The following is a 12203-nucleotide window of genomic DNA, read 5'->3' as shown; positions in this document are numbered from 1 at the left end:
GAGGAGGGTATAATTAATGAAAGATAAGAGTAAAGTAATTTTTGGTAATGTAATTTCAGACAAAGATTACAAAAAAGCATGCAATACCAAAAAGAAAAACATCAAAAAGTATGGTGATGATTCTAACGTAGATTACAATATCGTAATTTCGAAGAATGAACACATTGGTGATTCACTTGGCGTATATGATGTGCTTTTAAAGGATGGTCAGTCACCAGAAAAATTCGATACTGAAAAGGGTGTTATTGTAGGAAATATCCGAATGGGATTTGGCCATTATCGTATATCCATGGCTATGGCTTCAGCTGCCAAGGCTATGGGCTATACACCATATTGGATGGATTTAAATGGCTATCCACAGACTACATGTACTAAGGTTATCAGCGCTCAGAATGATTTATATTCTTTGGGCTCACGCCTTTCTAAGAACAAGCTTTTCAACAAGTTTATCTGGGAGCCAGCCAACTACGAATGGTTTAGAAAGCTTTCTTACAATTCTTCAGATCAGAAGAATGCAGAGCTTATGGCTACTGTTTATAAGAATGTTCCAAAGGATATTCCTGTAATCGGAACACACGCATGGCCAGCACAGGCTGCAGTTCACGCTGGAATGAAGTACGTTGTCAATGCTATTCCAGATAACTGGCCAATGGCACTTCATTTTGCAGAGGGTGCTGTTCATGCTATTCAGTGTAAGAATGCTTATATGGGATACCGTATCTGCAATGGCATGGCTGGTGACGCAGTTTGTAATCCAATGCCAAATGATGAATTGGTTTACACAGGTCACTACATCGACCATGAGCTTGTTTCTAACATCGAGGCTGATTGCCAGGCTCGTATTGATAGAAAGAAGAATGGCAAACCAATGAGATTCCTTCTCACAATTGGTGGAGCAGGAGCTCAGAAGGAAATCTTTGCTGCAATCATCAAATATTTATTACCAGAGATTAAGGCTAATAAGGCTACATTATATGTAAATGTTGGTGATTACAAGAATGTTTGGGATGATCTTATTAATGAAATCCCTGAGATGAAATCGGTTGCTACAGAGCACTTCAACGAATATGAAAAGACAACAAAGTTTGCTGAGGATGCACTTACAGGCGATGTTACCGGTATTCACGGTTTCTATCATGAAAATATTTTTGAAGCAGTTTATTGTACAAACTTACTTATGCGTAGCTGCGATGTACTTGTTACAAAGCCATCAGAGCTTGCTTTTTACCCAGTTCCAAAGCTGTTTATTAAGCGCGTAGGTAAGCATGAAATGTGGGGCGCTATCCATTCAGCGGAAATGGGTGACGGAACACTTGAGTGTAGAGATATTCCTCATACACTTCAGATGATTGATATATTCATGAAGGATGACAAGCTTCTTACAGAAATGTGTGAGAGCATTAAGATAAATAAATCAATTGGTCTTTATGATGGGGCATATAAGGTTGTAGAGCTTGCTATGGGGATGAAGAGTAAGAACTAGCTAGGAGGAGAGAACAATGGCAGAAAAAAGAAGTTTATCGGGAGTTGAAAAATTTGCCTATGGTATTGGAGCTGTTGGTAAGGATATGGTATATATGCTATCAGCTTCATACGTATTATATTATTTCCAGGACATCATGGGAGTTAACGCAATTGCGATGGGAATCATCCTTTTAATTGCACGTGTCTTTGATGCATTCAATGATCCTATCATGGGTGTAATTGTTGCTAAGACAAAGACTAGATGGGGTAAGTTTAGACCTTGGCTTTTAATTGGTACTATTACAAATACAGTGTTGCTGGTACTTATGTTTTCAGCACCACCAACAGCATCACCTAAGGGACTCATCGCTTATGCTGCTGTTACTTATATCATGTGGGGTGTTACATACACAATGATGGATATCCCTTACTGGTCAATGGTTCCTGCTTTCACTGAAAGCGGAAAAGAGCGTGAAGGCTTATCAGCTCTTGCACGTTCATGCGCTGGTGTAGGTTCAGCTCTTGTAACTATTGTTACAGTTATGGTTGTAGCAGCTCTTGGTTCTAAGGCAGCAGCTAACAGCTCAGAAAATATTTTAAAGACATTTGATTCTAGCAACACTCAGTTTAATGTATATCTTGTAGAGCGTGATGCAGATGGCAATCCAACAACTAACACAGATACAATTACCTGCGATAATGTAGTTCTTAATGTAACAGGTATTCAGAAAGTATTTGATGGTGTTGTTGACGAAGAAAAAGGATATAACGGCGTAGTATCTCTTAATGGAAATAACACAAATTATAGCTTTACTTATGGTGATAAAACATTTGCAGAGGGTGACGATTGCGATATCAATGTTGCAATGGATAGCGTAGATTCTGGTGAAGTAGCTGTAGCACTTTATGTGCCAAGCGCAGCTTATGAAGAATACGAAAATAGCGAAGTTGATCTTAACAACATTACTATCGATATGACATCCACAATGGAAGTTGAAAGACTTGGTTTCAAGTACTTCTCACTTATTATTGGTGCTTTATTCATTCTTTTCATTGGTATCACATGTGCATGTATTAAAGAAAAGTCTACTGTAGATATGCAGACTGCATCAATTGGTCAGATGTTTAAGGCGCTTATCCAGAATGATCAGGCAATGACAATCGTTATTACAATTGTTCTTGTTAATACTGCACTTTATATTACATCAAACCTTTTGATTTACTTTTTCAAATATGATTTAGCTGGAAGCAATTGGCAGGGTAATTACACATTGTTCAATACATTTGCAGGTGGTATGCAGATTTTAGCAATGATGATTCTTTTCCCATTGCTCAGAAAAGCATTTACTACACTTCGTATTTTCTATATCTGTGTACTTGCTGAAATTATTGGATATATTGTACTTCTTGCAATGGCACTTTCAGGTGTGACAAATGTATTTGTTTTCTTTATGCCAGGATTTTTAATTATGTCTGGTGCAGGCATTTTAAATGTTGTTGTTACTGTATTTTTGGCAAACACTGTAGATTATGGTGAGCTTAAGAATTATCGTAGAGACGAATCAGTAATTTTCTCAATGCAGACATTTGTAGTTAAGCTTGCTTCAGGTATTGCAGCTTTAGTAGCTTCTGTTTGCCTTGCTATATTCAACATTCAGAAGGATAGTGCAGCAATCCTTGATTTTGCTGGACTTCAGGCAAAGGTTGCAAATAGTGGATTAGTCGAATCTATCGATGCAAACTCAGTAATTGGACTTAGAATGATTATGACAGTAGGACCTACAATAGTTCTTGTTATTGCATTCTTCTTCTTCAAAGCAAAATATATTCTTACAGATGAAAAGCTTGAAGAGATTTCTAATGAATTGAGTGCTAGAAAATAAACTGAGTAATTGGTCTTGTAAATTTAATACATGACTGGGAGGATTTTTAAAATGATTAAAGCTGATGGAAAGGTATTTACACTTAATACTAAGAACACAACTTACGCATTTCGCGTAATGGAGACAGGTCAGCTGGAACATATGTATTACGGAAGGCTCATCCATACGGATGAGCCATCTGTGCTTATTGAAAAGCGTGCATTTGCTCCAGGAAATACTGTTACCTACAATAACGAGCATCCAGAACTTACTTTAGAGGATGTTTGTCTTGAAGTATCTACCCTTGGAAAGGGAGATTATAGAGAGCCAATGATTACTGCTGTTTGTCCTGATGGAAGCAGCACACTTGATTTCATATATGAGGGCTTTGAAGTACTTAAGGAAAAACCTGAGTTTAAAACACTTCCTAGCTCTTATGATGAAAACGGTAATGCAGAGACTCTTATTGTTACATTAAAGGATAAAAATCATGGATATACATTAGAGCTTTCATATTCTATATTCGAGGATTGTGATGTTATCACACGTAGTGCTAAGTTTAAAAATACTACAGATTCTTCTGTAAAGCTTACACGTATGCTTTCTATGCTTGTAGATTTTGAGCACTGTGGCTATAAAATCACATCCTTCCACGGCAGCTGGACTAGAGAGATGAACAAAACTGATATGGTGCTTCCAGCTGGAAAGTATGTTAATTCTTCATTTACAGGTACCAGCTCAAACCGTTGCAACCCATTATTTATTCTTTCGGATGCTGATTCTACAGAAACCTCTGGCGATGTGTATGGTTTCAACTTGGTTTATTCGGGCAATCATTATTCTGCCACTGAGGTATCTCCTTGGGGCAAGACAAGAGTTGCATACGGTATTAACCCTGAAAGCTTTGAGTGGACACTTGAAGCAGGAGAGGAATTTGAGGCTCCAGAAGCAGTAATGACATATTCAAAGGCTGGTTTCAGACAGATGAGCCTTAATATGCACGATTTTGTTAGAGAACATATTACAAGAGGAACCTGGAAAAAGAAGGAACGTCCTATCCTTATCAATAGCTGGGAGGCTAGCTACTTTGATTTCACAGAAGGCTCACTTCTTAAGCTTGCTAAGGTGGCAAAGAGCACTGGCGTTGAGTTGTTTGTTATGGACGATGGCTGGTTTGGCAACAGAAATGATGATAAGCATGCCCTTGGTGATTGGGATATCATCAATAAGAAAAAGCTTCCAGGCGGTTTAGAGGGACTTGCTAAAAAGGTTAATGATTTAGGTCTTATGTTTGGTCTTTGGGTAGAGCCTGAAATGATTAACGTTGAAAGCGAGCTTTATAAGAAGCACCCTGACTGGGCTATCGATATTCCAGGAATGGATCATGCTGAAGGCCGTAATCAGCGTCTTCTTGATTTATGTAATCCAGAGGTTGTTGATTACATGATAGATAGAATGAGCGAGGTCTTTGCAACTCCTGGTCTTTCTTATATTAAGTGGGATATGAATCGCAACTTCTCTGATTATTTCTCTAAGTATTTGCCTGCTGATAAGCAGATGGAAGTTAGCCATAGATATGTGTTAGGCTTCTACAGAATGCTTAAGACTTTAGCAGAGAGATTCCCAGAAATTCTTATGGAAGGTTGTGCTTCTGGTGGAAATAGATTTGATCTAGGTGCACTTTGCTATTTCCCACAGATTTGGGGAAGTGATAATACTGATGCAGTTAGCCGTCTTGCAATTCAGGACGGATATTCATATGGATATCCACAGAGCACATACACAGCCCATGTAAGCTCATGTCCTAACCATCAGACTCTTAGAATTACACCACTTGAGTCACGCTTTGCTGTTGCTGCATTTGGCGTACTTGGTTACGAGCTTAATCTTAATGATGCCAGTGCAGAAGATATTTCAGCTGTAAAGGCGCAGATTGAATTGTACAAGCAGTATAGAAAGACACTTCAGTTTGGTGACTTCTACAGATTAAGAGCTGACAATATCTATCAGTGGAGCATTGTAGATAAGGACAAGAACACATCTGTATCAATGGTAATGCAAAGAGAAATCAAGCCAGGTGAGCAGTATCTTAGAATAGGTGCGGCTGGCCTTGATGCTGATACAAAGTATCACTTCTATGGTAGAAAGTTAGAATATAACCTTAAGGGCTTTGGAGATTTGGTTAACACAGTAGCACCAATTCACATTAAGCAGGATGGAATGCTACACAATGTAATTGCCAAATTTGTAAAGATGCCTGGTGAGGTAGAAGATACTGTAGCTTATGGAGATACACTTAACGAAGGCGGTATCAAGCTTGCACAAAGCTATGTTGGCACAGGCTACAATGAACAGGTACGCTACTTCCCAGATTTTGGCGCACGTTTATACTTCATAGAAAAAGTGGACTAGGTAACTAGTCCACTTTTTTGTCGATATAGTTGCTTCGATATTTGCTGTAGACGATTTTTTGTGCACGGTACAATCCGGTGTAGCCTGATACCCAGTAGCTGAATGCGACAGCAAGTAGGAAGTAAGGCATTGGCTCATATCCGAAAAGCTCAAAGCATATTAATAAGCTTGAGATAGGACAGTTAGTGACGCCACAGAAGAGTGCACCCATTCCAACTGCAGCAAGTAGTGCTGGCGAAAATCCAATCAGCTGTCCAACCGCAGCACCAAGAGTTGCGCCAATAAATAATGTAGGAACGATTTCACCGCCTTTGTATCCGCAGGATAATGTGAGGGCTGTAAAAATCATCTTTAAAAGGAAGGCACCTAAGCTAATGCTTGCTCCTGTAAAGCAGGACATGATGATGGCAGAACCTGTACTGTTGTAAGTTTGGTTACCTATTAATAGGGTAAGAGCTAAAACTGAAGTACCGCCAATGATAGCTTTGATATAAGGATTTGAAACCTTTTCACTTAGGAAGCTTTCGTATTTGTGGAGCATGGTACAAAATAGCATTGAAGCCATGCCACAAAGTATTGCAAAGATACAAATCATTATTGAGGTTTTGATTGTGAACTTAGGAATTACATCTATAGGATAAATCTCAGCGCTAAGTCCAAAGTAATTAGCCACATATCTAGCTACAAGTGAAGAAATAACACATGGAACTAAAGCAGCGTAATGCATAATTCCAACGGATACAACCTCCATTGAAAAAATAGCCGCAGCCATTGGAGTTCCAAATAAAGCAGAAAAGGCGGCACTCATTCCACACATTATCATTGTCTTTTTATTTGTTGAATTAAGCTTAAGAGCACGACCAATTCCATTTCCTATGGCTCCACCCATTTGAAGGGCAGCACCCTCACGACCAGCAGAACCGCCAACCAAATGTGTAACGAGAGTAGCAATAAAAATCAGTGGTGCTAATCTAAAAGGAAGATGTTCGTCTGATTGAATTGCAGCGATAACAGTGTTTGTTCCACTATCCTTTTCTCTTAAAATCTGTTTGTACATGAATGTGATAAAAACTGCACCAACAGGAAGCAAAAATATAAGCCATTTGTGAGCTTCTCTAAAGCTGATGACATATCTCATTGATAGACCAAAGCCTGTTGCAAATAATCCAACTGCTATACCGATGCAAATAGCTGCGATTGTCCAGCCTACAACAGACAAAGCTCGATGTCCGTTGTGATCCATCTTATGCAAAAATTTTTCTTTAAAGTCATTACTATTCATATTTCATTCCTCTTTTTTTATTTCTAACTGATATGCTATCATTCAATTTTTATTAGTGCAAGAAATCCATTGACTTTAGTATTTAAATTAACCACAATTAACAATAGAAATTGAAAGGGAATAATATGAAAAACGTATTTATTGTAAATAAGGCCAGTCGAACTGGAAAAGCAGAGGAATTATGGAATAGAGTAGAGGAGTATTTGTCGGTTAATAAGGTTAATTATGAAGTTCATTTTACTTCAGGCCCTTATGATGCAACTAAATTTGCCAAAGCTGCAACGTCAAAAGAGGAATTAGTTGCTTTGTTTGTAATGGGAGGCGACGGTACATTAAACGAGGCATTAAATGGAATAGAAGATTTTGAAAAAACTATCTATACACCACTTCCATCAGGCTCAGCTAATGATTTTGTAAAAGGCATTGGACTTGAAGGTGACGCCCTTGAAATTCTTGATAGGGCTATTCATACCGAAGAATATAAGAGGTTTGATATTGGAAAGATTTCATATATAGATAATGAAGAAAAAGAATCCACTAGGTTGTTTGGCGTAAGCGCAGGAATAGGTGTGGATGCATATGTTTGCTTACAGGCACTCGATAGTAAGCTTAAAAAGTTTCTAAATAAATTTGGAGCAGGCTCTGCTACCTATGGACTTCTTACAGTTGGTGACATTTTTACGATGCCTTTTTCTGATGCAAAGGTGACAATTCATTATGATGGAAAAACTACAGTGAGAGATATTAATAGCACAATTTTTGCTGCAGCAATGAATTGCAAGGCAGAAGGGGGTGGAATACCGATGGCGCCAGATGCCGAGCCTGATTCAGGACACCTTACAGCCTTTATCGCACATGATATAAGCAGATTTCGTTGTTTTACATTACTTCCCTATTTAGTTGCAGGAAAACACATGGGAAAGGAAGGCTTTGATCTAGTTGATTTTGATAAGATTCAAATAGATATGAAGGATAAAATGTGTGTACATGCAGATGGAGAGCATGTTGGTTTCTTAAATAGTATTACCTTCGAATGTATTCCACAAATGCTTAAGATTAGGGGATTATAAACATTTATATATAATACAAAATCTAAAAAATGTATTAACTTTTTATAAAGTGACATATTGTTATTTTATTCACATATGGGTATAATAAAAACTGAGGATAGAGAGAGTAGTTTCTCTAATTTTAAAGTATATAATTATTAAGGAGGATTGGATATGTTTTTCCAAATCACTAATCTTTGGCAGATCCTTGGATGGTTCCTTGTATTTGCTGGATTGATTGTTATGAATGAACTCGGCCGTCGTACAAAGGTCGGTGGAATGATTATCTTTGTTATCATCCCATGTATCCTTACAGTTTATTTCATCTTAGCACACGTTGGTTTATTCGGCGGTGCTGCAAATCCAACTGTTGCATATATGGATGGTTGGTTCCACTACTTCAAGCTCTACGCAGCAGATATCGGATGCGTCGGCTTTATGATGATTAAGTATAAGTGGGGCATTGGTAAAGAAAAGTGGTTTGCTTGGTGGCCATGGTTCATCGTAGCAGCAAACATCATGATTGCTAATGTTTCAGATATGGAGTCTGCTCTTGCAGCATACTCAATCACAGGTGACCTTTCAGGTGCTTGGTGGTGCTCAAACGAAGGTGTATTCATCTACGGTGGATGGTGGAACGTTGTTAACGCTCTCGCTGGTATGATTAACATCTTCTGTATGACAGGTTGTGTAAAGCTTTACACATCAAACGACAAGAATCAGGCAGATATGATTTGGCCAGATATGACAGTTTGGTTTATCGTTGCTTATGATGTATGGAACTTTGAGTATACATATCTTAACCTTCCTACACATACATGGTACTGTGGTGTTGCACTTCTTCTTGCTCCTACATTTGCTAACGCTCTTTGGAACAAGGGTGCATGGATTCAGAACCGTGCTAACACACTTGCAATTTGGTGTATGTGGGCTCAGGTAGTACCTCTCTTCCAGTTAAAGGGTACATTCGCAGCTGTTCTTCCACGTGTATACGGTGGTGCAACAGAAGCTGGTGTTACAACAATGGATCTTTATGAGAAGGCTATCGCTCTTTACAATGCAGGTCAGGGTAAGACAGCAGCAGCTAATGAAGCTATCGCAGCAATGGGTATCACAGCTGATTCTTCAATGCAGGGATTCGTAGCTATGATGGCACTTGCAGTTAACGTTCTTTGCATCTCTGTTATCATCAGAAACGCAATCAGAATCGGTGGAAACCCATATTCTAACTGCGTATTCAAAGGAACAAAGGACTTCGACGAGGCTATGGCTCGTGCAGCTAAATAATTATATTTAAAACATTGGGACATTCACATTTGTGGATGTCCCTTTTTAAGTGTGCTAAAATACCTTAAGGAGGATAATATGGTTAAGGTATATTATTTAATGCACAGTTCTTTTGTAGTGGAACTTAGTGATAGATATTTGCTATTTGATTATTTTGATAAAGGTGATTTGGAAGGGAGTATAGATTACAGGGGATGCCTTCCTGATTTTGATATAAACAAACCTATTTATGTATTTGCCAGCAACGGGAGAAAGGATCATTTTACTGAGAAGATTTTTGATATTCCTAATGTTAAGAAATACATTTTATCTAAGGATGTCAAAGTAAAAAGGGGAAAGGTAGACAAATCCATGCTTCAGTCAGTTAAGGCCCTTCGCAAATACGATATTGATGATATGAAATTAGAGACTCTTAGGTCTAACGACGTGGGAGTGGCCTTTAGCTTGACAGTAAAGGATATTAATATATATTTTGCGGGAACACTTAATTGGTGGAACGCTGAAGGCCGTGGAGAATTATACGGTGAACAGTATGGCAGAGAGTATAGAAGATACTTAAAACCAATATTAAATCGCAAATACGATATAGCCTTTGTCCCAATGGATGGCAGAATGGGAGAGGATGGCTATTTCTTAGGCATGGACTATTTTATCAAGCATATTGATAGTGATACTATTTTCCCAATGAATATGTGGGGAGAATATCAGTGGATTTCACGATTTAAAACAAGACCTGACACTATCAATTTAAATGATAGAATTGTAGACATCGACAGAGAAAATATGATTTTTGAAATAGAGGACTAGAATGGTTTTTAAAAAAAAGCTTACGGCAGAACAATTTAACCCTGAAGTGATTATGAATTCTGGACAGGTATTCAGAATGAAAAGGGAAACTAAGGGGGCTAATGGAACCCCTGATACCTACAGTGCATGTTCAGGTGATAATGATGTATATTTCTATTTAAATACTGATACGGATTGCTGGGATTTCGTATGTGAGGAAGAACAGTGGGATTTCTGGCAAAGATATTTTGATTTTGAAACAGATTACGTTAAATACAACGATTTAATAAGAAAAAGTAACGATAAATTTTTAAAGGATGCCTTAAAGGATTCCTTTGGAATGAGAATTCTTAGACAGGATTTGTGGGAAGTATTTATTTCTTATGTAATATCTCAGAATAATAATATCCCTAAAATCAAAAAATCCATCCAGACACTATGTGACAGATATTCAGATGGAATTCATTTTCCAAAGCCCCAGGTGCTTGCCTTTATTCCGGAATCTGAGCTGATGGATGGTACGGCACTTGGCTACAGAGCAGATTACATCATCGGTATTTCAAAGCAGGTTGTAGACGGCACTCTTGATATTAAAAAGATATCTGAGATGGAATATGATGAAGCTATGAATAATTTGCTTAAAATAAAGGGCATCGGTCCAAAGGTTGCTAACTGTATAATGCTTTACGGCTTTCACTTTATGGAAAGCTACCCAATCGATACATGGATGAAAAAGATTATTTCAGAGGATTATTCTTCTTATTCTAAGGAAGATTATTTGAAATATATTAATTGTTCATATTCTGGATTTCAGGGATATGTTCAACAGCTTCAGTTTTACCATAAACGAAATAAGTAATTAAATGGGGACGAATAATGTTTAAATATCATGTACTTGCCCTACTTTTAGGTTCTATTTTAGATTTCTTTTTAGGGCGAATCTACAGTATCTGGAATCCCTTTGATTCCGTGAAAAGATTAATTAAATATTTGGATAGAGCATTGCTTGGAGATGAGATTATACTACTAGAGCCTTCAAAGCAAAAAAGCCTTGGACTTTGGCTGATTATGCTTGTTGTTACACCTGTTTTTGTTGTTAGCGCATTTTTTACAATGCTTTGCTATGATATTGCTATCCCACTAGGAGTATTGTTTGAAGCTTTTGCATCCTATTTATGTATCGATTTCAGATATATTTATAATAGCGGAAAAATCATAATGGAGGATTTCTATGGGGATGGAATAAATGCTATGAAACATTCCTATGAGGTTTTCTCAGACAAAAATAGCGAGGGACAGGATGAAGAGCAGGTCACTAAAGAGGCAATCACCTTTATTGCTAATGAGACCAGTGATGCAGTTCTTTCTTCAATGTTTGTAATGTTTTTATTTGGCCCGGTTGGCGGCTTTGTGTATCGAACCATTGATATGATTGATAAACAGGTTGGCTATAAAAATTATCGATACTCTGATTTTGGATATGCAGCCGCAGGACTTAACAGGATAGTCAATTACATACCTGGAAGATTTTCTGGTATTATGACGGCATTTGTATCAAAATACATATTGCCAGGTGTTGATGGCAAAAATGCCAAATATATAGACCTTAGAGACCGGTTTAAGGCTGTATCAGCTTTTTCTGGTGCATTAGGTATAAAGCTTAAAAATAATCTGGTGGGAGATGACGATAAGAGGGCTGAAGCATCGGATATAAAAAGAGCTTTATCTATAGAGCTATGTGTATTTGTATTTATACAGTGTATTTTATTGATTTTATTATTATTTTTCTGAAATACCTGTGGAATTTAAAAGTGCTTTGGATTATAATTTAACCAAGTATGTAGTAAGATTTAATTGGTTAAATATTTTGTAATATAGGAGGAATTGCTATGTCTGCATTTTTATCTAGTTTTGCAAGTTATCTAATTAAAATGATCATACTCGTTGCATTAGGCATTTGCGGAGGATTTATTGGTATAAAGCTTCGTCAGTCTAGCGACAGGAAGAAAGGCATCACAGATGCTGTAACAGATTCTTCCGAGGAATAATAATTGGAGGACT

At 37.6% G+C, this 12203-nt stretch carries 10 protein-coding genes and 1 pseudogene; 10 read left to right on the top strand and 1 reads right to left on the bottom strand.

Annotated features, from left to right (window positions below; translation table 11 throughout):
* The first annotated feature begins 16 nt into the window (after positions 1-16).
* The 4 genes and pseudogenes from G611_RS0112795 to G611_RS0112785 all read left to right on the top strand — a co-directional run bounded on the left by G611_RS0112795 (position 17) and on the right by G611_RS0112785 (position 5738).
* The gene (locus tag G611_RS0112795; protein WP_028243963.1) at positions 17-1483 is read left to right on the top strand and encodes a DUF6937 domain-containing protein; all 1467 of its coding nucleotides are present in this window, start codon (positions 17-19) and stop codon (positions 1481-1483) included.
* A 16-nt stretch (positions 1484-1499) separates the two neighbouring features.
* Positions 1500-2027: pseudogene (locus G611_RS16050) on the top strand (MFS transporter); the annotation flags it as partial.
* The gene (locus G611_RS15990) at positions 2007-3347 is read left to right on the top strand and encodes an MFS transporter (RefSeq protein ID WP_334290902.1); all 1341 of its coding nucleotides are present in this window, start codon (positions 2007-2009) and stop codon (positions 3345-3347) included. The pseudogene G611_RS16050 and the gene G611_RS15990, both read left to right, overlap by 21 nt.
* Positions 3348-3398: 51 nt before the next feature.
* Positions 3399-5738, top strand: coding sequence for an alpha-galactosidase (locus G611_RS0112785; protein ID WP_028243962.1), 2340 nt, complete (start codon positions 3399-3401; stop codon positions 5736-5738).
* A gap of 4 nt (positions 5739-5742) precedes the next feature.
* Here G611_RS0112785 and G611_RS0112780 read toward each other — a convergent pair whose 3' ends face one another.
* Positions 5743-7020, bottom strand: a complete 1278-nt coding sequence (locus G611_RS0112780) for a chloride channel protein (RefSeq protein WP_028243961.1) — start codon at positions 7018-7020, stop codon at positions 5743-5745.
* 125 nt (positions 7021-7145) lie between these two features.
* On the opposite strand from G611_RS0112780, the gene G611_RS14925 reads away from it, so the two are divergent.
* The 6 genes from G611_RS14925 (at position 7146) to G611_RS15880 (ending at position 12190) form a co-directional block, all read left to right on the top strand.
* Positions 7146-8090 (top strand): diacylglycerol/lipid kinase family protein, encoded by a 945-nt coding sequence (locus G611_RS14925; protein WP_036949232.1) that lies wholly within the window; start codon positions 7146-7148, stop codon positions 8088-8090.
* Positions 8091-8243: 153 nt separating this feature from the next.
* Complete coding sequence (locus tag G611_RS0112770; protein WP_028243960.1) at positions 8244-9356, top strand: DUF5692 family protein; 1113 nt, start codon at positions 8244-8246, stop codon at positions 9354-9356.
* Between the two features lie 78 nt (positions 9357-9434).
* A complete protein-coding gene (locus G611_RS14920) occupies positions 9435-10163 on the top strand; it encodes an MBL fold metallo-hydrolase (RefSeq protein ID WP_051195260.1) in 729 nt (242 codons plus the stop codon).
* Between the two features lies 1 nt (position 10164).
* The gene (locus tag G611_RS0112760; RefSeq protein WP_028243959.1) at positions 10165-11001 is read left to right on the top strand and encodes a DNA-3-methyladenine glycosylase 2; all 837 of its coding nucleotides are present in this window, start codon (positions 10165-10167) and stop codon (positions 10999-11001) included.
* Positions 11002-11018: 17 nt separating this feature from the next.
* Positions 11019-11933 (top strand): cobalamin biosynthesis protein CobD/CbiB, encoded by a 915-nt coding sequence (locus G611_RS0112755; RefSeq protein WP_028243958.1) that lies wholly within the window; start codon positions 11019-11021, stop codon positions 11931-11933.
* Between the two features lie 98 nt (positions 11934-12031).
* A complete protein-coding gene (locus G611_RS15880; protein ID WP_196801570.1) occupies positions 12032-12190 on the top strand; it encodes a hypothetical protein in 159 nt (52 codons plus the stop codon).
* The last annotated feature ends 13 nt before the right edge of the window (positions 12191-12203 follow it).

Origin of the sequence: Pseudobutyrivibrio ruminis AD2017 (assembly GCF_000424305.1) — a bacterium.
Classification (GTDB): domain Bacteria; phylum Bacillota; class Clostridia; order Lachnospirales; family Lachnospiraceae; genus Pseudobutyrivibrio; species Pseudobutyrivibrio ruminis_B.
Note: the sequence above shows the minus strand (reverse complement) of the source record. Positions and strands in the feature narration are given on the sequence as shown.

Bases quoted from the DNA above. Each gene is read 5' to 3' on its own strand.
- G611_RS0112795 (WP_028243963.1), top strand. From the start codon at position 17: ATGAAAGATAAGAGTAAAGTAATTTTTGGTAATGTAATTTCAGACAAA.
- G611_RS15990 (WP_334290902.1), top strand. From the start codon at position 2,007: ATGGTTGTAGCAGCTCTTGGTTCTAAGGCAGCAGCTAACAGCTCAGAA.
- G611_RS0112785 (WP_028243962.1), top strand. From the start codon at position 3,399: ATGATTAAAGCTGATGGAAAGGTATTTACACTTAATACTAAGAACACA.
- G611_RS0112780 (WP_028243961.1), bottom strand. From the start codon at position 7,020: ATGAATAGTAATGACTTTAAAGAAAAATTTTTGCATAAGATGGATCAC.
- G611_RS14925 (WP_036949232.1), top strand. From the start codon at position 7,146: ATGAAAAACGTATTTATTGTAAATAAGGCCAGTCGAACTGGAAAAGCA.
- G611_RS0112770 (WP_028243960.1), top strand. From the start codon at position 8,244: ATGTTTTTCCAAATCACTAATCTTTGGCAGATCCTTGGATGGTTCCTT.
- G611_RS14920 (WP_051195260.1), top strand. From the start codon at position 9,435: ATGGTTAAGGTATATTATTTAATGCACAGTTCTTTTGTAGTGGAACTT.
- G611_RS0112760 (WP_028243959.1), top strand. From the start codon at position 10,165: ATGGTTTTTAAAAAAAAGCTTACGGCAGAACAATTTAACCCTGAAGTG.
- G611_RS0112755 (WP_028243958.1), top strand. From the start codon at position 11,019: ATGTTTAAATATCATGTACTTGCCCTACTTTTAGGTTCTATTTTAGAT.
- G611_RS15880 (WP_196801570.1), top strand. From the start codon at position 12,032: ATGTCTGCATTTTTATCTAGTTTTGCAAGTTATCTAATTAAAATGATC.